This is a genomic window from Streptomyces sp. NPDC096012, from assembly GCF_040426375.1.
GTDB lineage: Bacteria > Actinomycetota > Actinomycetes > Streptomycetales > Streptomycetaceae > Streptomyces.
The window spans coordinates 81,903-106,447 of record NZ_JBEOTD010000032.1 but is presented as its reverse complement, the minus strand read 5'-3'; the positions used below and the strand labels follow the sequence as shown (position 1 = coordinate 106,447).

The 24,545-nt window shown below is 72.2% G+C and carries 23 protein-coding genes; 4 read left to right on the top strand and 19 right to left on the bottom strand.

Annotation, left to right across the window (positions count from 1 at the left end; all coding sequences use genetic code 11):
* Positions 1-88: 88 nt before the first annotated feature.
* The 17 genes from ABVB68_RS27080 to ABVB68_RS27000 form a co-directional block, all read right to left on the bottom strand.
* Positions 89-1,474 carry an aspartate aminotransferase family protein gene (locus ABVB68_RS27080; protein WP_353603760.1) on the bottom strand — a complete coding sequence of 462 codons (1,386 nt, stop codon included), beginning with the start codon at positions 1,472-1,474 and terminating at the stop codon, positions 89-91.
* Positions 1,471-3,369: a 1-deoxy-D-xylulose-5-phosphate synthase gene (gene dxs, locus ABVB68_RS27075; RefSeq protein WP_353603759.1), complete on the bottom strand. Its 1,899-nt coding sequence runs from the start codon at positions 3,367-3,369 to the stop codon at positions 1,471-1,473. The genes ABVB68_RS27080 and dxs overlap by 4 nt, the downstream gene beginning before the upstream one ends.
* A gap of 185 nt (positions 3,370-3,554) precedes the next feature.
* Positions 3,555-4,577 carry an adenosyl-hopene transferase HpnH gene (hpnH, locus tag ABVB68_RS27070; protein ID WP_353603758.1) on the bottom strand — a complete coding sequence of 341 codons (1,023 nt, stop codon included), beginning with the start codon at positions 4,575-4,577 and terminating at the stop codon, positions 3,555-3,557.
* A gap of 5 nt (positions 4,578-4,582) precedes the next feature.
* Positions 4,583-5,224, bottom strand: coding sequence for a phosphorylase family protein (locus ABVB68_RS27065; protein ID WP_353603757.1), 642 nt, complete (start codon positions 5,222-5,224; stop codon positions 4,583-4,585).
* 1 nt (position 5,225) lies between these two features.
* A complete protein-coding gene (gene shc / locus ABVB68_RS27060; RefSeq protein WP_353603756.1) occupies positions 5,226-7,256 on the bottom strand; it encodes a squalene--hopene cyclase in 2,031 nt (676 codons plus the stop codon).
* A 156-nt stretch (positions 7,257-7,412) separates the two neighbouring features.
* Complete coding sequence (locus ABVB68_RS27055; RefSeq protein WP_353603755.1) at positions 7,413-8,546, bottom strand: polyprenyl synthetase family protein; 1,134 nt, start codon at positions 8,544-8,546, stop codon at positions 7,413-7,415.
* Positions 8,546-10,021, bottom strand: a complete 1,476-nt coding sequence (gene hpnE / locus ABVB68_RS27050) for a hydroxysqualene dehydroxylase HpnE (RefSeq protein WP_353603754.1) — start codon at positions 10,019-10,021, stop codon at positions 8,546-8,548. Before hpnE ends, ABVB68_RS27055 begins: the two co-directional genes overlap by 1 nt.
* Positions 10,018-10,146: a DUF6380 family protein gene (locus ABVB68_RS27045; RefSeq protein ID WP_353603753.1), complete on the bottom strand. Its 129-nt coding sequence runs from the start codon at positions 10,144-10,146 to the stop codon at positions 10,018-10,020. Before ABVB68_RS27045 ends, hpnE begins: the two co-directional genes overlap by 4 nt.
* Entirely contained in the window at positions 10,146-11,096 is a 951-nt protein-coding gene (gene hpnD / locus ABVB68_RS27040) for a presqualene diphosphate synthase HpnD (protein WP_353603752.1), read from the bottom strand. Before hpnD ends, ABVB68_RS27045 begins: the two co-directional genes overlap by 1 nt.
* Positions 11,093-11,989, bottom strand: coding sequence for a squalene synthase HpnC (gene hpnC, locus ABVB68_RS27035; RefSeq protein ID WP_353603751.1), 897 nt, complete (start codon positions 11,987-11,989; stop codon positions 11,093-11,095). Before hpnC ends, hpnD begins: the two co-directional genes overlap by 4 nt.
* A 358-nt stretch (positions 11,990-12,347) precedes the next feature.
* Positions 12,348-13,127 carry an ABC transporter ATP-binding protein gene (locus ABVB68_RS27030; RefSeq protein WP_353603750.1) on the bottom strand — a complete coding sequence of 260 codons (780 nt, stop codon included), beginning with the start codon at positions 13,125-13,127 and terminating at the stop codon, positions 12,348-12,350.
* Entirely contained in the window at positions 13,120-14,049 is a 930-nt protein-coding gene (locus tag ABVB68_RS27025) for an ABC transporter permease (RefSeq protein WP_353603749.1), read from the bottom strand. The genes ABVB68_RS27030 and ABVB68_RS27025 overlap by 8 nt, the downstream gene beginning before the upstream one ends.
* 107 nt (positions 14,050-14,156) lie before the next feature.
* Positions 14,157-15,041 (bottom strand): glycosyltransferase family 2 protein, encoded by an 885-nt coding sequence (locus ABVB68_RS27020; RefSeq protein WP_353603748.1) that lies wholly within the window; start codon positions 15,039-15,041, stop codon positions 14,157-14,159.
* The gene (locus ABVB68_RS27015; RefSeq protein WP_353603747.1) at positions 15,038-15,781 is read right to left on the bottom strand and encodes a CDP-alcohol phosphatidyltransferase family protein; all 744 of its coding nucleotides are present in this window, start codon (positions 15,779-15,781) and stop codon (positions 15,038-15,040) included. Before ABVB68_RS27015 ends, ABVB68_RS27020 begins: the two co-directional genes overlap by 4 nt.
* A 13-nt stretch (positions 15,782-15,794) precedes the next feature.
* Positions 15,795-16,856: an iron-containing alcohol dehydrogenase family protein gene (locus ABVB68_RS27010; RefSeq protein ID WP_353603746.1), complete on the bottom strand. Its 1,062-nt coding sequence runs from the start codon at positions 16,854-16,856 to the stop codon at positions 15,795-15,797.
* Positions 16,844-17,596: a phosphocholine cytidylyltransferase family protein gene (locus ABVB68_RS27005; protein ID WP_353603745.1), complete on the bottom strand. Its 753-nt coding sequence runs from the start codon at positions 17,594-17,596 to the stop codon at positions 16,844-16,846. Before ABVB68_RS27005 ends, ABVB68_RS27010 begins: the two co-directional genes overlap by 13 nt.
* The gene (locus ABVB68_RS27000) at positions 17,593-19,392 is read right to left on the bottom strand and encodes a DUF5941 domain-containing protein (protein ID WP_353603744.1); all 1,800 of its coding nucleotides are present in this window, start codon (positions 19,390-19,392) and stop codon (positions 17,593-17,595) included. Before ABVB68_RS27000 ends, ABVB68_RS27005 begins: the two co-directional genes overlap by 4 nt.
* A 557-nt stretch (positions 19,393-19,949) precedes the next feature.
* Here ABVB68_RS27000 and ABVB68_RS26995 point away from each other — a divergent pair.
* Together ABVB68_RS26995 and idi are read left to right on the top strand one after the other, a co-directional pair.
* A complete protein-coding gene (locus tag ABVB68_RS26995; protein ID WP_353603743.1) occupies positions 19,950-20,885 on the top strand; it encodes a cation diffusion facilitator family transporter in 936 nt (311 codons plus the stop codon).
* Between the two features lie 174 nt (positions 20,886-21,059).
* Entirely contained in the window at positions 21,060-21,653 is a 594-nt protein-coding gene (gene idi, locus ABVB68_RS26990) for an isopentenyl-diphosphate Delta-isomerase (protein WP_353603742.1), read from the top strand.
* A 14-nt stretch (positions 21,654-21,667) separates the two neighbouring features.
* On the opposite strand, the gene ABVB68_RS26985 is transcribed toward idi, so the two are convergent.
* Positions 21,668-22,162: an ATP-binding protein gene (locus tag ABVB68_RS26985; protein ID WP_353603761.1), complete on the bottom strand. Its 495-nt coding sequence runs from the start codon at positions 22,160-22,162 to the stop codon at positions 21,668-21,670.
* A gap of 322 nt (positions 22,163-22,484) precedes the next feature.
* On the opposite strand from ABVB68_RS26985, the gene ABVB68_RS26980 reads away from it, so the two are divergent.
* On the top strand, positions 22,485-23,240 hold the full coding sequence (locus ABVB68_RS26980; RefSeq protein WP_353603741.1) for an enoyl-CoA hydratase/isomerase family protein: 756 nt from the start codon (positions 22,485-22,487) through the stop codon (positions 23,238-23,240).
* Here ABVB68_RS26980 and ABVB68_RS26975 read toward each other — a convergent pair.
* Entirely contained in the window at positions 23,227-23,862 is a 636-nt protein-coding gene (locus ABVB68_RS26975) for a DJ-1/PfpI family protein (RefSeq protein ID WP_353603740.1), read from the bottom strand. The two genes, ABVB68_RS26980 and ABVB68_RS26975, sit on opposite strands and share 14 nt — an antisense overlap.
* Positions 23,863-24,332: 470 nt before the next feature.
* Here ABVB68_RS26975 and ABVB68_RS26970 point away from each other — a divergent pair, with 470 nt between their 5' ends.
* Positions 24,333-24,500, top strand: coding sequence for an LPFR motif small protein (locus ABVB68_RS26970; protein WP_353603739.1), 168 nt, complete (start codon positions 24,333-24,335; stop codon positions 24,498-24,500).
* Positions 24,501-24,545: the final 45 nt, after the last annotated feature.

Sequence of the window (24,545 nt, the reverse complement as noted above, 5' to 3'; positions counted from 1 at the left end):
AGGCCCGTCCCTTCAGATGGACCAAGACCGCGGACCAGATCATCGACCGCATCTGCCGCTACTGCGACAGGATCTCCGGACCAGCTCACTAGCGGCCCGCCACCGCCTGTTTGATCAGCGTCTTGCCGAAGTCCCACATCAGGCCGCCGCCGCTGTGCGCGTCGTCCATCACGGCGGTGAAGGCCTCCACGAACCGGTCCACGTCCGCCTCGTCGATGATCAGCGGCGGGATGAGCTTGATCACCTCCAGGTGGTCGCCGGAGACCTGGGTGAGGATCCGGTGCCGCTGGAGCAGCGGTACGACCACCATCTGCGCGAACAGGCCCTTGCGGGCGGTCTGGAGCATGGTCCAGCGACTGCGCAGCCCCAGCGACGACGGCCTGCCGAACTCGATGCCGATCATCAGGCCCCGGCCGCGGACGTCGGCGAGCAGTTCGTAGGTGTCGATCAGCGCCGTCAGCCGTGACTTCAGCAGGTCGCCGGTCCTGCGCACCCCGGCGACGATCTGTTCGTTCTCCATGACCGACAGCACGGCCAGGCCGCACGCCATCGCCTGGGCGTTGGAACCGAAGCTGGCCGAGTGGACCAGTACACGGTCCATGGACGAGTAGACCTTCTTGAAGATCCAGTCCTTGCCGAGGGTGGCGCCGACCGGTACGTAACCGCCGGACAGGGCCTTGGCCACGCACACGAGGTCCGGTTCCACACCGTCCTCGTGCTGGTAGGCGTAGAAATCGCCGGTACGGCCGAGTCCGGTCTGCACCTCGTCGGCGATGAGCAGCGCCTTGTGCCGGTGCAGCAGCTCCTGGGCGGCGCGCAGATAGCCGGGCGGTGCCTCGTGCACGCCCTTGCCCTGGATCGGCTCGACGATGAGAGCGGCGACGTCGCCCTTCCTCAACTCCCTTGCGAGGGCGTCGAGATCACCGAGGGGGACGGCGGTGTCGGGCAGCAGCGGGGCGAACCCGTCGCGGAAGCCGCCCTCGCCGTTGACCGAGAGCGAGCCGGTGGTCAGGCCGTGGAAGGCGTGGTCGCAGTAGAGGACCCGCGGCTTGCCGGTGGCGTACCGGGCGAACTTCAGGGCCGTCTCGACGGCCTCGGTGCCGCTGTTGCCGAAGAACACCCGGTCCAGGTGCGGGCTGTGGGCGAGCAGCCGTTCCGCGAGCAGGCCCGGCAGCGGCTGGCAGTCGAACCGGGTGAGGTCGGCGAGGTCGAGGTCGAGGACGTCGTGCAGCGCCTTGCGGACGACCGGGTGATGGCGGCCGAGGCCCATCACGCCGAACCCGGCGAGCATGTCGAGGTGGTCGTTGCCCTCCGCGTCGAAGAAGTGGGCGCCCTCCGCGCGCTCGTAGACCCGGTCGAAGCCGATGGTGTGCAGCATGCGCGGGAGCTGCGCGTTGAGGTACTTCGTGTGCAGCTCGTAGCGCTCGGCTCCGCGCTCGGCGAGCAGGGCGCCGAGGTCGAACTCGGTGGTCATGCGTTCTCCTTGGCTGTGCCGTCCGCGTCCTTGACGGCCAGGCTCGCGCTGATCCGCCCGGCGATCTCGACGGGCGTGAGGCCGATGTCGGCCAGTACCTCGCCGCGCTTGGCGTGCGCGAGGAACTGCTCCGGGATCCCGAACCGCCGTACCGGCACGTCCACGTCGGCGTCGCCGAGGGCCAGCGCGACGGCCGAACCGACGCCCGCGGCGCGGCTGTTGTCCTCCACCACGGCCACCAGCCGGTGTGCGGCGGCCAGGCCGGGCAGGGCGGGGTCGACGGGCTTGACCCAGCGCGGGTCGACCACCGTGCAGCCGATCCCGCGGGCCTGCAGCAGCTCGGCGGCCTGCAGGCACACCGGTGCCATCACGCCGACGGCCACCAGCAGCACCTCGGGGCGCACGGCGCGGTGCAGGACGTCCATCCCGCCCACGTGGTCGACGGCCGGGATCCGCGGGCCGACGGACTCCTTCGGGAAGCGGACCATGGTGGGCGCGTCGTCCACGGCGACGGCCTCGCGCAGCTGGGCGCGCAGCTGGGCGTCGTCGCGCGGGGCGGCGATCCGCAGGCCGGGCACGACCTGGAGGAGCGACATGTCCCACATGCCGTTGTGGGACGCGCCGTCCACGCCGGTGACACCCGCCCGGTCCAGCACGAAGGTCACCCCGCAGCGGTGCAGGGCCACGTCCATCAGCAGCTGGTCGAAGGCGCGGTTGAGGAAGGTGGCGTACACGGCGACGACCGGGTGCAGGCCGCCGGTCGCGAGGCCGGCCGCGGAGACGGCCGCGTGCTGCTCGGCGATGCCCACGTCCCACACCCGGTCGGGGAAGCGCTCGGCGAATCGGCCCAGACCCACCGGGTGCAGCATGGCCGCAGTGATGGCCACGACGTCCTGCCGCTCCTGACCGATGCGCACCATCTCGTCGCCGAACATGGAGGTCCAGGAGGGCCCGCTGGAGGCCGCGAGGGGGGCGCAGGTGAGCGGGTCCATCACGCCGACGGTGTGGAAGTGGTCCTCCTCGTGGGCGAGGGCGGGCTCGTAGCCGCGGCCCTTCTCCGTGAGGCAGTGCACCAGGACCGGGCCGTGGAAGCGTTTCGCCCGGCGCAGCGCGGACTCGACGGCGCCGATGTCATGGCCGTCGATCGGACCGACGTACTTGAGCCCCAGGTCCTCGAACATGCCCTGCGGGGCGAAGGCGTCCTTGAAGCCCTTCTTGGCGCCGTGCAGGGACTCGTAGACCGTGCTGCCGACGACCGGGGTCCGCAGCAGCACGTCCTTGCCCCAGGCCAGGAACCTCTCGTAGCCGTCCGTCGTGCGCAGGGTGGCCAGGTGGTTCGCCAGGCCGCCGATGGTCGGGGAGTACGACCGCTCGTTGTCGTTGACGACGATGATCAGCGGCCGGTCCCTGGCCGCCGCGATGTTGTTGAGCGCCTCCCAGGCCATGCCGCCGGTCAGCGCGCCGTCCCCGATGACCGCGACGACGTGCCCCTCCTCCCCCCGCACCTGGTTGGCCTTGGCGAGACCGTCGGCCCAGCCGAGCGCGGTGGAGGCGTGGCTGTTCTCGATGACGTCGTGCTCGGACTCCTCGCGCGAGGGGTAGCCGGACAGGCCGCCCTTGCCGCGCAGCTTGGAGAAGTCCTGACGGCCGGTCAGCAGTTTGTGTACGTAGCTCTGGTGGCCGGTGTCCCACAGGATGCGGTCGACCGGTGACTCGAAGACCCGGTGGAGCGCGACGGACAGTTCCACCACCCCCAGATTGGGTCCGAGGTGACCGCCGGTTCTCGCCACCGCGTGCACCAGGAACTCACGTATCTCGGCGGACAGTTCCACGAGTTCCGCCTCGGACAGCGCCTTCAGGTCGTGTGGTCCGCGGATCGTCTCCAGAATGGTCACGCTCGGGCCCCCTCTCGGTCCGTGCCTTGCCTCAACCCACTTGTCCTGCCGGGCCCCTCCGCTCGGCGCGCTTTTCGGCCTCCCCGGCCGCCACCGGCCCGTCGTGGATCGACCGCGGCCGACGCCGCGGCGCCACGGGACGGGCCGGCGCCCCGGGAACGCCCGGGGCGACGGCGGTCGTCGGGTCAGTCCCGGTTGCCCGAAACGGTCTCGCGCAGGGCCCGCAGCGACTCCTTCAGGGAGCCCATGGTGGCGAGGACGGCGGTGGGCTCGTAGCCGCAGTGCGCCATGCAGTTGTCGCAGCGCGGGTCCTTGCCGCGGCCGTACTTGTCCCAGTCGGTCTCCTCGACGAGCTCGCGGTACGTCGGCACGTAGCCGTCGCTCATCAGGTAGCAGGGGCGCTGCCAGCCGAAGAGCGAGTAGTTCGGGATCGCCCAGGCCGTGCACGGGAAGTCGACCTTGCCCTCGAGGAAGTCCAGGAAGAGCGGGGAATGGTTGAGCCGCCACTTCCTGCGGTTGCCGCCCGCGAAGGCCTTCTTGAACAGCTCGCGGGTCTGCTCCACGCCCAGGAAGTGATCCTGGTCGGGCGCCTTCTCGTAGGCGTAGGCGGGCGAGATCATCATCTCGTCGACCTTGAGGTCGTCGTTGAGGAAGTTGAGCACCTCGATGATGGTCTGCGGGGTGTCGGTGTTGAAGAAGGTGGAGTTGGTGGTCACCCGGAAGCCGCGCCGCTGAGCCTCCTTGATCGCCTCCACCGCCTCGTCGAACACGCCCTCCTTGGCGACGGACTCGTCGTGCCGCTCGCGCAGCCCGTCGATGTGCACGGCGAAGGCGAAGTAGGGCGAGGGCTTGAACATGTCGATCTTCTTGCGCAGCAGCATCGCGTTGGTGCACAGGAAGACGAACTTCCGTTTCGCCACCAGCTGGCGCACGATCTCGTCGATCTGAGGGTGCATCAAGGGTTCGCCGCCGGCGATGGAGACCATCGGCGCACCGGACTCCAGCACCGCTCCCACGGCCTGGGCGACCGGCATGCGCTGCTTGAGCACACCGGCCGGGTGCTGGATCTTGCCGCACCCCTCGCACTTGAGGTTGCAGGCGAACAGCGGCTCCAGTTCGACGATGAGCGGGAACTTGTCCCGCTTGCGGAGCTTCTGTTCGGCCAAATAAGTAGCGACCTTGATGGACTGACGCAACGGCATGGCCATCTGGCTCACCTCCGGGGGAGCAACAAAGAACGGTGCCATTCGAGGAATGCAGGAAGTACGGAACGAAGAACACGGAAGGCTGATATTCCACCGCGGACCGTGCCGATCCGGACCAGCTCGTGTTCAGGAGCGTCCACCACCACCCGTACGGCCGCAGCCGTGCGGACGCCCGCGCGGACGGCGGCCAGGAGCGTGGCCGCCGACTCCATGTCGACCGCGATCGCGCCGGTCGCACGCAGGCCGGCCCGCTCCGCGCCCCGGACCACGTGGTCGGAGCCGGTGAGCGGGCCGGTGTGGACGGTGCGTCCGGGCAGGACGCGGGTGAGTTCCCTGACCAGCAGACCGGAACCCGTGCACGGGACGGTCCCCCGCGGGTCCCGGGTCTCCTCGGCGACGACCAGGTCGCCGGGGTGCATGCCGGGGGCGAGGCCGGCGCAGAAGCCGGTGGCCAGTACGGCGGCTCCGGCGAGGGCCGGGACCGCCAGCCGGCCGGTGATGGATCGTTCCGCCGCCCGGGGGCCCATACCCGTGCGGACGACGGTGTAGGGCCCGCCGGCTCCGCCGCGGTCGCCGGTGCGCAGGGCGAGGTGCTCGATGCCGAGCGCACAGGCGACCAGCAGCGGGGCCGGGACGGGCTGCTTGCTCAAGTCAGCTCCTCTCCGCCTTCGCCGGCGTCTTCTCGGCCTTGGCGAGCAGGTTGCGCTCGAACGGGTCGCCGTGCAGGTACCGGCCGAGCGCGGTGAGCGGGAACACCTGCCGGTACAGGTGGTAGTTGATGGAGAAGTCCCAGGGGAAGCCGGTGCCGGTGAAGTACGGCTCGTCCCAGGAGCCGTCCGCACGCTGGGTCTCGGCCAGCCACCGGATCCCGCGCTCGACGGCCTTGGAGCCCTTCTCCCCCGCCGCGAGCAGGGCCATCAGCGCCCACCCGGTCTGCGAGGCGGTGGAGGCACCGCGGCCGCTCCACTCCTTGACGTGCCGGTAGGAGCGCAGGTCCTCGCCCCAGCCGCCGTCGTCGTTCTGCACGCTCTCCAGCCAGGTCACCGCTCGCCGGATCGCCGGGTGGGAGCCGGGCAGGCCGGCAGCGGTGAGTGCGGGCACCACCGAGCCCGTGCCGTAGATGTAGTTGACCCCCCAGCGGCCGAACCACGAGCCGTCCGGCTCCTGTTCGGCGAGCAGCCAGTCGATGCCGCGCCGGGTGCGCGGGTCGGGGGCGAGGCCCTCGGCGGCGAGCATCTCGACCACGTGCGCGGTGACGTCCGCGGACGGCGGGTCGATCACCTCGCCGAAGTCGCAGAACGGCAGCCGGTTGGGGAACGGGCTGGTGTTGTCGACGTCGAAGGCGCCCCATGCGCCGTTCTTCGACTGCATCCCCAGGTTCCAGCGCACCGCCCGGCCGATGGACCGGTCGACGCGCTCGGGGTCGTGGTGCCTGACCCGGCGCAGCGCGAGGGCGACCTCGGCGGTGTCGTCGATGTCCGGGTAGTTGTCGTTGTGGAACTCGAACGCCCAGCCGCCGGGCGGGAGTCCGGGCCGCTTCACGGACCAGTCACCGGGGCGGACGATCTCCTCGCCGAGCATCCAGTCGGCCGCCTTGACCAGTTGCGGATGGTCGGTGGGCAGACCGGCGTCGACGAGTGCGATGGTGGCGAGGCAGGTGTCCCAGACCGGGGACTGGCAGGCCTCGATCATCCGGGCCCCGTCCTCGCGCCAGACGGCGAAACGGTCCAGCGAGGCGAGGCCCTCGCGCAGCACCGGGTGCTCGAGGTCGTAGCCGAGCAGGTACAGGGCGATGACCGAGTACACGGCCGGGGGCTGGATGCCGCCCCAGCAGCCGTCGTTCTCCTGCCGTTCGATGATCCAGCGGGCCGCTGAGTTCATCGCGGCCTTGCGCAGTCTGCGCGGCGCGACCTTGCGCAGCCGGTGCAGCGCCTTGTCCAGACGCTGGAAGGCGCCGTCCCAACTGGCCATCGGGGCCAGCGGCTTGACCGGGTTGGGCCGGGCCGGATCGGTGTGCAGCTCGTCCAGCGGGAAGGGCGCCGGGCGGACCGGGCGCTTGGCCGAGACGATGGTGAGCGGCACGATGGTCTGCCGGGCCCAGCACCCGAAGTCGTAGATGTTGAGCGGCATCCAGGTGGGGAACCAGATCAGCTCCGGCGGGAGTTCGGGCAGGTCCTCCCACTTCCACCAGCCGAACAGGGCGAGCCAGATCCGGGTGAAGACGCGGGCGGCCGCGATGCCTCCGCGCTCGCGGACCCAGGCGGAGGCCCGCGCCATGTGCGGGGCGTCGGGCGCGTCGCCGGCCAGGCGCAGGGCGACGTACGCCTCGACGGTGGCGGACAGGTCGCCGGGGCCGCCGTAGAAGGTCGCCCAGGTGCCGTCCGCGCGCTGCTCGCCGCGGATGAACGTGGCGGCGGCCTCGGTCGTCGACCGGTCGAGGATGCCCAGGAACTGTCGGAGCAGCAGGTCTTCGGCGTCCATGGTGACGTTCGTCTCCAGGTCGCCCTTCCACCAGCCCTGGGCGTCCTGCCGGGCGAGCAGGTGGTCGGTGGCGCGCCTCGCGGCGCGAGCGGCGGCTTCTTGTACCCCGGTCGCCTCGGGGGTGCTGAGAGTGGTGTCGCTGGCCGCGGCTGCGCGAGGCGGCAGAGTCGCCCCGGTGCTTCCGTCGGTCGTCGCTGTCATGGCTTCCCCTTCGTGCAGTCGTGCGAGTCGTGCTGCTGTGGGTCCGCCGTCGGCCGGTGTCCTGCGTCCCTGGGCCCTCGACTGCTCGGACGGAGACCGAGAGCGCGGGACAGACACCGGCCGGCGACTACGCGAGGTTCTTCGAGCCGATAGTGATCATCTCTTTCGTACGACGACGAAGTCGGCGAGCGCGGTGAAGGAGGCGCGCACCCGGTCGGGCATGTCGACGGCGTCGAGGGCTTCGAGGGCGACGGCGTACTGGCGGCGGGCCTCCTCGGCGGTCCACTCGCGGCCGCCGGCCTCCTCGATGAGGGCGGCGCGGGCGGCGAACTCCTCCTCGGAGAAGCTCGCGAAGTCGCTGCTCTTGGCATCGGCGGCGAGCATCTCGCCGAGCCGCTCGGAGGCGGGGCCGCCCGCGGCGAGCGCGGCCACCACCGGCAGGGACTTCTTGCGCTGGCGCAGGTCGCTCCAGGTCTGCTTGCCGGTGGCCTCGGGGTCGCCCCAGATGCCGAGGAGGTCGTCCACGGCCTGGAAGGAGAGCCCGAGGTGGTAGCCGTACTTCTCCAGCGCGTCGGCGGTGCGGTCGTCCGCGCCGCCGAGGACCGCGCCGATGGAGCTGGAGGCGGCGAGCAGCGCGCCGGTCTTGTTGCCCTCCATCTCCAGGCACTCCTCGACGCTGACGCGGTCGCGGTGCTCGTAGGAGATGTCCTGGGCCTGGCCGTCGATCAGCGCGCGGGTGGCGGCGGTCAGCCGGCGGGTGGCGCGGCCGGCCTCGACGGTGCCGATCTCCAGCAGGATCTCGTTGGCGAGGGCGAACAGGGCGTCGCCGACCAGGATGGCCTGGGCGGGTCCGTGCACCTTCCAGACCGTGTCGCGGTGCCGGCGCTGCTCGTCGCCGTCCATCAGGTCGTCGTGCAGCAGCGAGAAGTTGTGGACGAGTTCGACGGCGACGGCACCGGGGATGCCCACCTCGGGGCGGGCGCCGGTGACCTCGGCGGAGAGAACGGCGAGCGCGGGGCGGACGGCCTTGCCGCCGTCGCCGTCGGCCGGGTTGCCGGCGGCGTCGATCCAGCCGAAGTGGTAGGCGGCGACGGTGTCCATGGGAGGCGCCAGGCGGTCGACGGCCGCACGCAGGACCGGTGTGGCCAGGGTCCGCCCGCGCTCCAGCAGCGCGGTCACGTCCACCGCGGCCCGTGGAGCGGGCGTCGAGGCCGGGGGCACAGTGGGCACAGTCTCTCCTCTTGTTGCGGTACCGGTGGTGCGGGGGCACGCCGCGCGCTGATCGAGCATCAGGCCGCCTCCTCGAACGCGAAGAGACGGCTGGGGCGGGGCCGGCCCAGGGCGCTCAGCGCGGCATCGGCCGCGCTCACTCCACTGCGGACCGCACTCTCCATGGTCGCGGGCCACCCGGTGGCGGTCCACGCTCCGGCCAGGTACAGGCCGGGGGCCTTGGTGCGGGCGCCGGGCCGCAGCCGCCCGACGCCGGGGGTGGGAGCGAACGTGGCCGTGCGCTCCCTGGTCACGAAGAAGTCCTCGACCACGGCCGCGCGGGTACCGGGAATCAGTCGTTCCAGCTCGGGCAGGTAGCGCTCGCGCAGGTCGGCGACCGGCATGTCGATCTCGTCCTGCGCGGCCGACTGGGACAGTGCGAGGTACTGTCCCGCCCGTCGCCCGCCACCACCGGGGTACGGGGTCCCCTCGGGGCCGCCGCTCGACAGCCCGGAGGCGTCGGTGCGGTCGAAGACCCACTGGACGGGGGTGCCGAGGGCCGCGAGGAACGGTGTCGCGAGCACCTTGCGGTCGTAGACGACATGGACGTTGAGGATCGGCGCGGTGCCGATCTGGAGCAGCCTGCCGGGGGCGTCGAGGGCGCCGGGCGGCAGCAGGTCGTGGGTCTCGCGCTGGGGTACGGCGAGCACGACGGCGTCGGCCTGAAGCCGCTCGCCGGGAACCTGAACGCTCCAGCCGCCGTTCTCGTTGGTAGAGACGGAGGTGACGCGTGTACGGACCTCGGTACGGACGCCCGCGGAGTCGAGCGCCTTGCGGGCCAGCCGGTCGTGCAGTTCGCCCAGCGGGACGTGGGCCCAGCCGATGTCGGCCGCGCCCGGGTCGGACAGCAGACCGGTCTTGAACACCATCGCGGCGAGCGCCAGTGAGGCGTCGCCCGCGACCGCGTTGAGGGTGGCGACCCCGACCAGGTCCCACAGGGCCTCGACGGCGCGCGCCGACTGGCCGTGTGCGGCCAGCCAGCCGCCGAAGTCCTGTGCGTCCAGGGCCGGATCGGTGAGGTCGAGTGCCCTGAGCGCGAGCGCGGCCCGCCCGACGGCGGCACGCTCGGCGAGCGAGAGGTGCGGATAGGCGGCCAGGCTGCGTCCCAGGTGCAGGGGGACGGGCAGCGGGTCGCGCCGCAGCCTGCCGAGCCGCCTGCCCGCGGGCTTGGCGACGTCGACGACGGGCACGTCGAGGCGGTCCTGCAGCGGTGCCAGCGCCGTGCCCTCGATCCGGTCGAGGAACCAGCGGTAGGCGGTGCAGCAGCGCAGGTACACGTGCTGGCCGTTGTCGACGGTCAGGTCGCCGCGCTGGAAGGAGAAGGCGAGGCCGCCCAGCCTGGGCCTGCCTTCGAGCAGGGTGACCCGGACTCCCGCGTCGGCGAGTGCGAGCGCCGCGGTGATGCCGGCGAGGCCACCGCCGACCACCACGGCACTGCGCCCTGGCGCCGGCGGGGTGCCGTGCTGTGCCTGCGCGGGGCGTGCGCCGTCGCTCATCGTGCGTCCTTCCGTGCGTGCCGAACGTGCTGGTTGAACGGTGCACGCCCGGTCGTCGCAGTCAGGGACGCCACGCCGCAGCAACGGGTTGCCCGGCGCGTGCCGGCCGGTTCGGACGGGCCCATCAAACGCGCCTCCTGACGGCCTGCCGGAAGACATGCCGGGTGTCCAGGCCGGACAGGCCGCGCACGGCGACGTACGCCTTCTCACGGCCGGGGAGCGAGACCCGGCCGCGCAGCACCGCCTCGGGGTCGCGCTCGATGCGGTCCAGCAGCCGGCGGTAGATGCCGGCCATGGCGGCCACGCACGCGCCGCTGCGCCGGTCGAGCATGGGGAGCAGCCGGTAGCCCTCGGCGAAGAGGGCGCGGGCCCGGCGTACCTCGAAGTGCACCAGGCCCGCGAAGTCGGAGCCCTCCGGCGGGACCGGCCCGTCGAACCCGGCCGAGCAGCCGAACTTGGCGAGGTCGTCGGCGGGCAGGTAGGTGCGGCCGCCCTCGGCGTCCTCGCGGACGTCCCGCAGGATGTTGGTCAGCTGCAGCGCGAGACCGAGCGTGTCGGCGTACTCGGGTGCCCGCTCGGCGCCGCGCGCGCCGGGTTCGGTGCCGAACACGCCGAGCGAGAGACGGCCGATGGCACCGGCGACACACCGGCAGTAGACCTTCAGGTCGTCCCAGGTCTCGTAGGCCTCTCCCCGTGCGTCCATCTGGACGCCGTCGATCAGCTCGTCCAGGCCGCCGAGCGGGATCGGGAAGGCGCGGCTCGCGTGGGTGAGGGCGACGGCCACCGGGTCGGTGTCGTCCTCCTCGACCTCGTCCTGCCGGATCCGCGCGAGCAGCGCCCGGGTGTCCGCCAGCCGCGCCAGCTTGACGTCGTCGGCCAGGTCGCCGTCGCCGATGTCGTCGACGCGCCGGGAGAACGCGTACAGCGCCGACATGGCGCGGCGCTTGGCCGACGGCAGCAGCCGGATGCCGTACGCGAAGTTACGGGCCTGCTGCCCGGTCACGGCCTCGCAGTAGCTGTAGGCGGCGAGTACCGGTGGGGACACGTGCGGCGGAGAATCCACGGCCCGGATCACCTCTCTCCTCGCAGGATCACGCCCGCCTCACGCAGCAACTGGACCTTGCCGGGTCTGGGCGGGCCGGGAAGTACGTCGTAATCGGCGGCGGCGATCGCCCGGATCGCCGCCCTTCCCCCCGCCACGAACCCCGCGAGCAACAGCTTCAACCTGCCGTGGACGCTACCCACCAGGGGGGCGCCTTCATTCAGCAGATCGCGGGCGCGTTGCGCCTCGTATGCAACCAGGGCGCGCACCGATGCGCCCGTCATTTTCGCGGCGAGGTCCGTTTCCTGGACATGGAAGCGCTTCATGTCCTCGGCGGGCAGGTAGATGCGGTCGCGCTGGAGGTCCTCGGCGACGTCCTGGAGGTGTTCGACGATCTGCAGGGCGGTGCAGATCGCGTCGGACAGCCGGATCCACTCCGGGGTCGAGGTGCCGGTGACGGCGAGGACGAGGCGGCCGACCGGGTTGGCGGACAGTGCGCAGTAGGCGACGAGGTCGTCGAAGGTCTCGTACCGGGTGACGAGCTGGTCCTGGCGGTTGGCCGCGATCAGGCCGTGGAACGGCTCGGGGGTGAGGCCGCGGCGGCGGACGGTGGGCTGCAGGCGGCGCAGCAGGGGGTGGTGCGGGGTGCCGTCGAAGACGCGGCGCAGGTCCGTCTCGAAGGCGTCGAGGAGGACCAGGCGGTCCTCGGCGTCGGTGGCCGACACGCCGAGCAGGCGGGCGTCGGCACCGCCGGGGGCGAGGTCGCCGTCGCCGATGTCGTCCACGAGGCGGGCGAATCCGTAGACGGCCATGAGGTCGTCACGCCAGGCCCGGGGCAGGAAGAAAGGGGCGACGGGGAAGTTCTCGCTCGTGGCCTTGTCGAGTGTGGCGCGTTCCGGGTCCGGCGCCGTGTCGGCGGCCGTCATCGGGCACTGCCCTCGGCTGGGACGGCACATGCTGCGTTGAGCTGGGGAGTTTCCGTCGCCATTGCCGTCACATCTCCCGTTCTACACTGCCGACCCAATACACACTATTTCGGACACGCCGCCCGGCATTGCGCGAGGCCGCCCCGATGGAGGGTGTCGCGCATTATCGCCCCACTTGCCACTTTCCGGCACCGGTACAGCTTACGTTGTACAACGCAGCACGGTCCGTCGGGGTGTCCTGCACATCACAACAACACACCGATTGGCTTCAAGATTCCTGACGGCGGCGGGAGTTGACGTTTCCTTTGCGCAGCAGGGCCCCGCCGGACGTTTCCGGCGGGGCCCTGGCCGAAATGGGCTACTTGCCCGTGAACTTCTCGTATTCCTTCAGGACCTCGTCCGTCGGTCCGTCCATGCGCAGTTCGCCGCGCTCCAGCCAGAGGACGCGGTTGCAGGTGTCACGGATCGACTTGTTGTTGTGGCTGACCAGAAAAACCGTCCCGGCCTCCTTGCGCAGTTCGCGGATCCGCTCCTCCGAGCGCTTCTGGAACTTGCGGTCACCGGTGGCCAGCGCCTCGTCGATCATGAGGACGTCGTGGTCCTTGGCGGCGGCGATGGAGAACCGCAGGCGCGCCGCCATACCCGAGGAGTAGGTCCGCATCGGAAGCGTGATGAAATCGCCCTTTTCATTGATGCCCGAAAAGTCGACGATGTCCTCGTAACGCTCCTTGATCTGCTCCCGGGACATACCCATGGCGAGACCGCCCAGGATGACGTTGCGCTCGCCGGTGAGGTCGTTCATCAGGGCCGCGTTCACACCCAGCAGGGACGGCTGGCCGTCGGTGTAGACCTTGCCCTTCTCCGCGGGCAGCAGCCCGGCGATGGCCCGCAGCAGGGTGGACTTGCCGGAGCCGTTGGAGCCGATCAGCCCGATGGCCTCGCCGCGGTAGGCAACGAAGGAGACCCCGCGCACGGCGTGCACCTTGCGCACCCCGCGCTGTTCGCCGCGCTTCAGGATCCGGCTCAGGGCGGCCGTCGCGCTGCCCTTGCCGGTCTTGGCGCCGTTGACCCGGTAGACGATGTGCAGCTCGTCCGCGATGACCGTCGGGCGCAGGTCCTGGTTGTTCTGCTCAGCCACGGCCGTACCGCTCCTCAGCCTTCCAGAAGTACACGAAACCGCCGGCGAAGACGGCGACCGCCCAGAACAGGGCGACGGCCCACACGTGCGGCGGCAGGTTCGAGGCACCGTATCCGTCGATCAGCGCGAACCGCATCAGGTCCATGTAGACCGCGGCCGGGTTGACCTGGAGCACCCGGACGATCCACTCGGGGCGCCCCTCCAGCATCTTGCTGATCGAGAACATGACGCCGGAGGCGTACATCCACGTCCGCAGGAGGAAGGGCATCAGCTGCGCCAGGTCCGGCGTCTTGGCGCCCATCCGCGCCAGGATCAGCGCGAGCCCGGTGTTGAACAGGAACTGCAGCACCAGCACGGGCAGGATCAGCAGCCAGGACATGCCCGGGTAGCTGCCGAACCCGATCACCACGAGGAACAGCACGATCATGGAGAACATCAGCTGCTGGAGCTGCTGCAGCGAGAAGGAGACGGGCAGCGAGGCGCGCGGGAAGTGCAGGGCGCGCACCAGTCCGAGGTTGCCGGAGATCGCGCGGACACCCGACATGATCGAGCTCTGCGTGAAGGTGAACACGAAGACGCCGGTGACCAGGAACGGGATGTACACGTCCTGTGACATGCCGCGGCTGGCGTGCAGGATCAGGCCGAAGATGAGGTAGTACACGGCCGCGTTCAGCAGCGGGGTGGCCACCTGCCAGAGCTGGCCGAGCTTGGCCTGGCTGTACTGCGCCGTCAGCTTCGCCTGGGAGAAGGCGAGGATGAAGTGGCGCCGTCCCCACAGCTGACGGACGTACGCCCCGAGCGAGGGCCGGGCACCGCTCACGGCGAGCCCGTACTTGGCGGCGAGCTCGGCCGCCGTCAGTCCCTCGTCGGGCGACGGGGCGGCGGTCACCGCGACCGTACCGTCGTGCGTGGTCTCACTCACAGGTGGATACTTTCGTCTTCGGGTTCGTCTGCCTCGGGCGCCGCCGCAAGCGGCGGGCGCGCGTTCACGAGTCGTTCGGCCGGCTGCGGCCTCCTGGGTCGAGCTTGTCAGATCACCGGAGGCCGGCCCAGCCGGGTGAGCCGCCACACCGTGCGCCAGCGCATCGGGCGGCGGGGGCCGCACGCGGTGGTCCAGCCCTCCCTGAAGCCGCCGAACCAGGCCCTCAGGGCCGGCCGGGAGGGGCGGCGGAGCAGGGTGAGCAGCATCCACACGCCGAGGTAGACCGGGATGAGGAGGGCGGGGAGGTTGCGGCGGGCCAGCCACACGCGGTTGCGGGCGACCATGCGGTGGTAGACCGCGTGCCGCGAAGGGGCGGTGGTGGGGTGGTACAGCACCATGTCGGACCGGTAGTCGATCATCCAGCCCGCGTCGAGGGCCCGCCATGCCAGGTCGGTTTCCTCGTGGGCGTAGAAAAATGCCTCCGGCAGTGCGCCGACTTCGGCGAAGACGCGGGTGCGGACGGCGTTGGCGCCGCCGAGGAAGGTGGTGACCCGGGAGGAGCGCATCGGGTCGGAGGCGCGCAGCCGGGGCACGTGCCGGCGCTGGGTCTCGCCGGTCTCGGGGTCGGCGATGCGGAAGCTGACGATGCCGAGCTTCGGGTCGGCCGCGAAGGCCTCGCGGCACAGCTCGGCGGTGTCGTGGCGGGCGAGCAGGCCGTCGTCGTCGAGGAAGAGCAATATGTCGACATCGCGGCCACCGGGGCCGAAGGCCTCTATGCCGACGTTGCGGCCGCCGGGGATGCCCAGGTTCTCGGGCAGCTCCACGGTCCGCACGCCCTCGGGGACGTCCGGGACGGGCGAGCCGTTGCCGACGACGACGACCTGGACCCGGTCGCCGTCCTGCTGGGCGACGGAGTCGAGCAGGGCCCGCAGCTCGTCGGGCCGGTTGCCCATGGTGATCACGACGGCGCCGACGCGCAGGGCCGCGCTCATCGCAGCCTGCTGGAGGCGAGGATGGACACCAGGTGCAGCAGGGTCTGCAGCAGGGCGATGCCGGCCAGCACGGCGGTGCCGAGCCGGGTGAAGAACAGGTCGCCGCGGACCTGGTCCGCGACGGCGAGGAGCAGGATCAGCAGCGAGGCCTCGATGCCGAGGATGAGCCGGTGGAACTTCAGCGCGGCGGCGGCCCGGCGGGCCAGCGCCATGCCCGAGGAGCGCGGCTCGGCGGCCGCCTCCTGCACCGGCGGCTTGCCGGTCTGGTGGCGGGCGACGCCGACGAGGTCGGTCTCGGCCTTGATCAGGATGGCGCCGAGCGCGGCGAGGGTGCCGAGGAAGGCCCACAGCCAGTCGATACGGCCGCTGCCCCACAGGTCGGCCGCGCGCAGGCCGAGGCCGACCAGCACGGCCGCGTCGGTCAGGTAGGCGCCCACGCGGTCCAGGTAGACACCGGCGAGCGAGTACTGCTTCCGCCAGCGGGCGATCTCGCCGTCGACGCAGTCCAGCAGCAGGTACAGCTGGGTGGCGACCACACCGAGTACGGCGCCCCAGATCCCCGGCACCAGGAGGGCCGGGGCCGCGAGCACGCCGCAGACGGTCATCAGGTACGTGAGCTGGTTGGGCGTGACCCTGGTGTGGACCAGGTGGCGGTCGACACGCAGGGACACCTCGCGCATGTAGAGGCGTCCCGCCCAGTGCTCACCGCTGCGCCGGTCCTTCACCCCGGCGGGGTGCACGACCGGACGGAGTTCAGCTACCGATGGCCTTGACATAGTCGGCGTAGGTGTCCTTGATCTGGGTCGGCTTGAGGTCGAGGTGCTCGAGGATCGTGTAGCGGCCGGGCCTGGTCTCCGGAGCGAACTCCACCGCGCGGACGAACTCGTCCACGGTGAAGCCGATCTCCTCCGGCAGCACCGGCAGTCCGTGCCGGCGCAGCACCTCGGCCATGAACGCCGCGTCCTCGTGGGCTCCGCGCAGGTACATCGCGAAGGCCGCGCCGAGTCCGCACTGCTCGCCGTGGCTCGCCGCACGCTTGGGGAAGAGCAGGTCGAAGGCGTGGTTGATCTCGTGGCAGGAGCCCGAGGCGGGCCGGGAGTCACCGGAGATCGACATAGCGACACCGGTGAGGACCAGCGCCTCCGCCAGCACCTGGAGGAAGTCGTTGTCCCCGATGCCGCCGGGGTGCCTGAGCACCGCCTCGCCGGCCTGCCGGGCCATGGCGGCGGCCAGGCCGTCGATCTGCTCGCCGTTGACCCGGTTCGCCAGCTCCCAGTCCGCGATCGCGTTGATGTTGGAGACCGCGTCGCCGATGCCGGCACGCACGAAGCGGGCCGGGGCCTCGCGGATGACGTCCAGGTCGATCACGGCCGCGATCGGGTTCGGCACGCCGTAGGAGCCGCGGCCCGCGTCGTTGTCGAGGGTGGCGACCGGGGAGCACAGGCCGTCGTGCGCCAGGTTCGTGGGCACGGCGACCAGGGGCAGCCCGACCCGCGCCGCGGCGAACTTGGCGCAGTCGATGATCTTGCCGCCGCCGAGGCCCACGACCGCGTCGTAGCGGCCGGACTTCATCTCGCCGGCCAGCCGGACGGCGTCGTCGAGGGTGCCGCCGCCCACCTCGTACCAGGTCGCACCGGGCAGGGTGGGCGCCAGGCGCTCGCGCAGCCTGGCACCGGAGCCGCCGCTGACGGCGACGGCCAGCCGGCCCGAGTGCGAGATCCGCTGGTCGGCGAGCACGCCCGCCAGGTCGTCGAGGGCACCCGGGCGGATGTCCACGACGACCGGCGAGGGGATCAGCCGGGTCAGTACTGGCACGCGATCTCCCGGCCGCGCGCGAGGTCGTCGTGGTTGTCGATCTCGACCCACGTGACGTCGCCGATCGGCGCGACGTCGACCTTGAAGCCGCGGTTCACCAGCTCCTGGTAACCGTCCTCGTAGTACAGCTGGGGGTCCCGCTCGAAGGTCGCCCGCAGCGCGTCGGCCAGCTCCTCGGCCGCGTCGCCCTCGATCAGCGTGACACCGATGTACTCGCCCGTCGCCTCGGCCGGGTCCATCAGCTTGGTGATCTTCTGGACACCCTTCTCCGGGTCGACGACGACCTTCATCTCCTCGTCGGCCAGGGACTTCACGGTGTCCAGCGCGAGGATGATCCGCTTGCCCTCGCCCCGCGCGGCCAGCAGCGTCTGCTCCACCGACACCGGGTGCACGGTGTCGCCGTTGGCGAGGATGACGCCGTCCTTCAGCGCGTCACGGCCGCACCACAGGGAGTAGGCGTTGTTCCACTCCTCGGCCTTGTCGTTGTCGATCAGCGTGATCTTCAGGCCGTACTTCTGCTCCAGGGCCGCCCGGCGCTCGTACACGGCCTCCTTGCGGTAACCGACGATGACCGCGACCTCGGTCAGACCCACCTCGGCGAAGTTGCCCAGCGTCAGGTCGAGAACCGTGAGCGAGTCCTGCGCGCCCTCGGGTCCGACCGGCACCAGAGCCTTGGGCAGGGTGTCGGTGTAGGGGCGCAGACGCCGCCCGGCGCCGGCCGCCAGCACGAGGCCGATCATGCGGTTTCTCCTTCATCGTGTACGGCGGGCGCCCCAGCGGACACCCAGAAGCGGATGCTCTCGACGAGCACCAGCGCGGCGACGGCCACGGCGAGGACCGTGAGCGCGACCTTGAACTGAGAAGCGGTGAGCACCGCGGCGAGGACTGCGATCAGCAGCGTCCGCCCCTCGTGCCCTCCGGTGGCGCGCACCAGCCAGGCCGGCGGCGCGCCGGCGTCGCCGCGGATGCGGTACACCGTGTCGTAGTGATGGTAGGCGACGGCGGCCACCAGGCCGAAAGCCGCAGGGAGAGCACCGTTCACCCCGGCTTTGCCGGCCAGGGCGAGGACGGTGCCGTACTCCGCGGCCCGGAAGACGGGGGGCACCAGCCAGTCGAGGGGGCCCTTGAGCGGGCGGGCGACGGCCAGGGCCGAGGTGAGGACGTACACGAGGGCGCCGAGGACCGGCAGGACACCGCCGAAGCCGGTCAGGGCCGAGCAGGCGACGACGGCGGCGCCGCCCAGCAGCGCCACGGCGGGCACGGCGAGGCCGGGCAGGCCCCTGCGGGCCACGCGTGCGACGGCCTCGGCGAGCGGGCCCGAGTCGGCGAGATCGGCCAGGGCCCGGGCCGCGCGGTCGGTGCGCCGGGCCTTGCGGGTCAGCGACCGCAGCACCCGGCCCGCGGTGGTGTAGGTGGCGGCGAAGGCGCAGCCGACGAGCAGCACGTAGAACGTGATGCGCGGGGTCGTCACCGCGGTGAGGACGGCGATCATGGCCCAGCGCTCGCCGATCGGCAGCACGATCATGCGGCGCACCCAGACCGTCCAGCCGACGCTGTCGAGCTTGTCGGAGAGGGCGGCGGTGGGGCTGGTGTTGGCGGTGGCGTCGTGGTTGGCCTCGGTGAAGGAGAAGTCCACCACGTGCCGGCAGCTCTGCAGGATCATCGCGGCGAGCGCCAGGGCCCATACGTCGTCGCCGCCGCGGGCCGCGCCGAGGGCGAGGCCGGCGTAGTAGGCGTACTCCTTGGCCCGGTCGAAGGTGGCGTCGAGCCAGGCGCCGAGCGTGGAGTACTTCAGGGCGTAGCGGGCGAGCTGGCCGTCGGTGCAGTCGAGCACGAAGGAGGCGATGAGCAGCACGCCGGCCGCGACGAAGCCGCCCCGGGTGCCGGTGGCCGCGCAGGCCGCCGCTATCAGGGCGGTGAGCAGGGAGGCCGTGGTGACCTGGTTCGGGGTCAGGCCCCGGCGGGCGCACCAGCGGGCGAGGTAGCGCGAGTAGGGGCTGATGAAGAACGTGGTGAAGAACCCGTCGCGGGACTTCACGGCCGACTTCAGCCGGACCGCCTCCTCGTCGACGGCGGCGACGGACTGCCGGGCCTCGTTGCGGGCCTGCGGGTCGGCGGGGACGGCGGCGACCAGGCTGCCCAGCTCGGGCCGGTGCACCGTGCCGCCGTCGGTGTCGAGCGCGGTGGCGATGCGGTCGGCGAGGCTGTCCACGGCCAGCGCCGTGCCGCCGCTCGCCGACGTCTCGCGGGCCAGGGCCCGGGTGAGCGCCTGCCGGGCGGCCGGCTGCGCGGTGACGGCGCCGGGGACCGCGGCGAGCGGGAAGCGGGGGTCGGCCAGGCCGAGGCGCAGGGTGTGCAGGTGGCCGACGAAGCGGGCGTCGACCAGGGCGACGCGGTCCGCGGCGGGGGTGGCGGCCAGCAGGGTCTCGGCCTCGGCGGCCCCCGCTGCCACCCGCACGTCGAAGCCGAGTGACCGCAGATCGTTCTCGAGCGACGATCCGGGGACCGGCAGACCGGTGACGATGGCGGTCGGCAACCGAACTCACTCCCTGGGTGCCGGCGCGCTGGCGCCGGTCTTCGTGCGTGGTGGGGCGCCCCTGCCTGCGGCACCCGGGCGGCATGTCGGCAGAGGCTATCGGATGGCGCGGAGCCCGTGTTCACCGCCCGTTCACGGCCCGGTCCACGGGGGCTGCCCCGGCCTTTGCCGCGATCATCATCGGTGATCCGGGGCCCGGCCCACAAACCCATGGGGCAGACCCGGGCATCCGGGACACCCCACGGACCCGGTCCGGGGGGACGGCCGTGCCGCGGCCGATCACCGCCGCAACCGGACGCCCCGGACGCACGGGGCGCCGCCGTGTTCCGGTCGCCCGACGGCGACCGGCGGCAGCGGGCGCGGGGCACGGCGGGCGCGAAGCCGGCCGGCGCGGGCGCTCGCGCAGCTCCGCAGCCGGCGGGACCCGCTCACCGTCCTGACCTGCGGAACGTTTCCGCAGGTCAGGGTACATGACAACGGTGTTCAGTGCCGCGTTGCCCGATACTCCCCGCCCGTAGTTGACTGGCTGCCTGACGGCACACGGAAGGGCGGTAGCCATGGGGGCAGGGCACGACCACGGGCACGCGCACGCCCCGCCCACGGGTACGGCCGCGGCCGCGTACCGGGGCCGGCTGCGCGTCGCGCTGGGCATCACGCTCACGGTCATGGTGGTCGAGATCGTCGGCGGCCTGGTCGCGGACTCGCTCGCGCTGATCGCGGACGCGGCCCACATGGCGACCGACGCGGTGGGCCTCGGCATGGCCCTGCTGGCGATCCACTTCGCCAACCGCCCGGCGAGCACCAACCGCACCTTCGGCTACGCCCGCGCCGAGATCCTCGCCGCGCTGGCCAATTGTCTGCTGCTGCTCGGCGTCGGCGGGTACGTCCTGCTCGAGGCGATCGGGCGGTTCGTCACGCCCGCTGACACCCGGGGCGGCCAGATGATCGTGTTCGGGCTGGTCGGCCTGGTCGCCAACACGATCTCGCTCACCCTGCTGATGCGCGGGCAGAAGGAGAGCCTGAACGTGCGCGGCGCCTTCCTGGAGGTGGCCGCCGACGCGCTGGGCTCGGTGGCGGTGCTGATCTCGGCGGCCGTGATCCTCACCACCGGCTGGCAGGCGGCCGACCCCGTCGCCTCGCTGGTGATCGGCCTCATGATCGTGCCGAGGACCGTGAAGCTGCTGCGCGAGACGCTGGAGGTGCTGCTGGAGGCGGCCCCCAGGGACGTCGACATGGCGGAGGTCCGGGCGCACATCCTGGCGCTGGACGGCGTGGAGGACGTGCACGACCTGCACGCCTGGACGATCACCTCGGGCCTGCCCGTGGTCTCCGCGCACGTCGTGGTCACCTCCGAGGTGCTGAACGCCATCGGCCACGAGAAGATGCTGCACGAGCTGCAGGGCTGCCTCGGCCACCACTTCGACGTCGAGCACTGCACCTTCCAGCTGGAGCCGGGCGGGCACGCCGAGCACGAGGCACGGCTGTGCCACTGACGCTGCGCACCGCCGTTCGGGGTTCCGGGGGGGTTCCCGGCCGCGCGCCGCGGGCACGATGATCCACGGGGTCCGGTTCCGGTGCCGCGCCGCGCGCGGACGTGCCGGGAAGTGCCGGGAGTGCCGGATTCGTACGGCAGACTTGGGGTGCGAAGACCGAGGCGAAGGATGGGTATGCCGATCACACCTGCCACCGCGACGCACAGCTCGTCGAAGGGCACCGAAGAGGCGATTCTGCTGGAACTGGTCGACGAGAAGGGTGTGACGACCGGAACGGCGGAGAAGCTCGCCGCCCACCAGCCGCCGGGACAGCTGCATCGCGCGTTCTCGGTGTTCCTCTTCGACGAGCAGGGCCGGCTGCTGCTCCAGCAGCGGGCGCTCGGCAAGTACCACTCCCCCGGTGTGTGGTCCAACACCTGCTGCGGCCACCCCTACCCGGGTGAGGCGCCGTTCGCGGCGGCGGCCCGGCGCACCCACGAGGAGCTGGGCGTGTCCCCGTCGCTGCTGGCGGAGGCGGGCACGGTGCGCTACAACCACCCGGACCCGGCCTCCGGTCTGGTGGAGCAGGAGTACAACCACCTGTTCGTCGGCCTGGTGCAGGCGCCGCTCGCGCCCGACGCGGAGGAGGTCGGCTCGACCGCCTTCGTCACGGCGGCCGAGCTGGCGGAGCGGCACGCCCGGGACCCGTTCTCGGCCTGGTTCATGACCGTGCTGGACGCGGCCCGACCGGCTGTCAGGGAGCTGACGGGGCCGTCGGCCGGCTGGTAGGCCGCCGGGCGTCCCTACGTGAGGAGGGCGGGCTTGAGCGGCAGGGCGGCCCAGATCACCTTGCCGCCGCTCGCCGTGTGCTCCACGTCGATCGCCCCGCCCGCCTCCCGGGCCACCTCGCGGACCAGCAGCAGCCCCCGGCCGCCCGTCTGGCCGTGGTCGGCCTCCAGGGCGGTCGGGCGGTAGGGGTGGTTGTCCTCGACGGACACCCGGACCCATTCGGCTCCGACGGCCACCTCCACGGCCAGCATCGGCGACAGCAGCGCCGCGTGCCGGACCGCGTTGGTGACCAGTTCGGAGACGATCAGCAGCAGGCCCTGGACCAGGTCTTCCCCGACCGGTACGCCCTGACGCAGCAGCAGGTCGCGCACCGCGTGTCTCGCCTGCGGAACCGAGGCGTCCACGGCGGGCGCGGTGAACCTCCAGACCCCTTCGTACGGCAGTGGACCGGGCGGCCGCTCGGGGCCCCCCGCTGGGCCCGGGCCGTCCCCGCGCCCGTGGTCTTCCATCGTCCGGTCGCCGCCCTCGCGCTCGATTGTCACCACACATCGAGTGTTGGTAACGATCCGCTGCGTTCCGTCGGACTGAACAGAAGTCAGCTGGTATCGAACGGTTTCTGATCGACTGCGTATGACATCGTCATGTGTGGGACTGTTCCTGTCTCCCGTACGCCGGTTCGCGAACTCTTCGGCTTGTACGTGTACGGCTGGTACGTGTTCGGCTGGTGCGTGTTCGGCCCGCCGCGGTACGCCGCGTGCCGTGGAGCCGGCTGCGAACCCCCGGACGGGGGCCGGTCCGGGGCGGGCCGGGGCTGCCGCTACGATCCGGCCCATGGAGCCCCAGCTGTCGCACCAGGTCGCCGACTCCGTCGCCACCGTGGTCATCCGCCACCCGGCGAAGCGCAACGCCATGACGGCCGCGATGTGGCGGGCGCTGCCGCCGCTGCTGGACCGGTTCGCGCGCGACCCCGGCGTCCGGGCACTGGTGCTGACCGGGGAGGGCGGAACGTTCTGCGCGGGCGCGGACATCAGCACGCTCCAGGGGTCCCCGCAGGAGGCACAGGGGCTCGCGGTGGCGGCCGAGGAGGCGCTGGCCGGGTTCCCGAAGCCGACCCTCGCCGCGGTGCGCGGGCACTGCGTGGGCGGCGGGGCGCAGCTCGCGGCGGCCTGCGACCTGCGGCTGGCCGAGGAGGGCGCGCTGTTCGGGGTGACCCCGGCCCGGCTCGGCATCGTCTACCCCGCGTCCTCGACCCGGCGGCTGGTGTCGCTGGTGGGACCGTCCGCCGCCAAGTACCTGCTGTTCACCGCCGAGTTGATCGACGCCGGGCGGGCACTGCGCACCGGGCTCGTGGACGAGGTGCTGCCCGAGGGCGGACTGGACAAGCGGGTCGCCGAGCTGACCCGGGTCCTGGCGTCCCGCTCGCAGCTCACCCAGGCCGCGGCGAAGGAGTTCGCGAACGGCCTCAGCGACCGGGACGGGCACTGGGCGGAACAGGCCCGCACGGGCGGCGACACCGCGGAGGGGGTCGCCGCCTTCCTGGAGCGCAGGCAGCCGCGCTTCACCTGGAGCGTGGCTACGACGGAGTGAAGCGGCTGCGCCCGCGCAGTTCCGCGACCAGGTGCGCGGGAGCCTTCGCCGGCGAGCCGGCGTCGTAGGGCGGCTGCGGATCGTACTCGGTGGCGAGCTGGACGGCCCGGGCGCGGTCGTCGCCGGCGATCCTGCCCAGCAGGGCGAGGCCCATGTCGATGCCCGAGGAGACGCCGGCCGCGGTGACGTACTTGCCGTCGAACACGACCCGCTCGCCGGTCGGAAGCGCACCGTACCGCCGCAGGTGGTCCAGGGCGAGCCAGTGCGAGGTGGCGCGGCGGCCGGTGAGCAGCCCGGCGGCGGCCAGCAGCAGCGATCCGGTGCACACCGAGGTGGTCCAGGTGCTGGTGGCGTCGACGGTGCGCAGCCAGTCCAGCAGGGGGGCGTGTTCCATGAGGGCCTGCTGGCCGGGGCCGCCCGGCACGACGACGAGGTCCGGCGACGGCGCGTCGGCCAGGGTCCGGTCGGCGGTGAGGGCGAGGCTGCCGGTGTCCGCGCGGACCGGTCCGCTCCGCTCGGCCACGAAGACCGTCCGCGCGTCCGGCAGGCGGCCCAGGGTCTCGTAGGGCCCGACGGCGTCGAGGGCGGTGAAGCCGTCGTAGAGGACGATGGCGATCTGCATGCGGTGCTCCTCGCCCGGGCGGGTCGGTGGGTCGGCCGGCGGGTGCCGGGCGGAACCCGCGCCGGTGTGCGGCCGGCGGGACGCCCGGCGCGCACGAACGCATGGCGCACCGGGGCCGTGCGCCCGCGGCCACTCCCCCATGGCCGACGCGGCCGGTCCGCACACCCCGACCACGGCGATCCCCGGCGGCGCGGACACCCGGGGCCCCGGCCCGCGGCGGTGCGGCCGTGGCCGCGACGACGGGGTCGCCGCCTTTCCGCCACGACGGGTTCGCCGCCCTTTCCCCCACGACGGATTCCCCGCCTTTTCGGCCATGACGGGGTTCGCCGCCTTTTCCCCGCGACGGGTTCCCCGCCGATTCCCCCACGTCGGGTTCCCCGCCCTTTCCGCCACGGCGGGTTCCGGCGCGCCGCGCGGAGGTGCCCGGTTCGCGTCCGGTCACCGGGATCAGGCGGGAGGGAGGGGAACGGGTGTTCCGCGCCGTCGCCGACGTACTGCGGCAGATCGGCGGGGCCATCGCCACGCTGGTCACGGCGCCCTTCCGGGCGGTCGGCCGGCTGTTCGGCGGAGCCTCGTCCTCCGCCCGCGGAGGCCGGGCCCGAAGTTCCGGCCCGGCGGCCCGCCGCGTGCCGCCCTGATCCCCGATTGTCGGCGCCACCTGCCACAATTGCCGCGCAACCTCA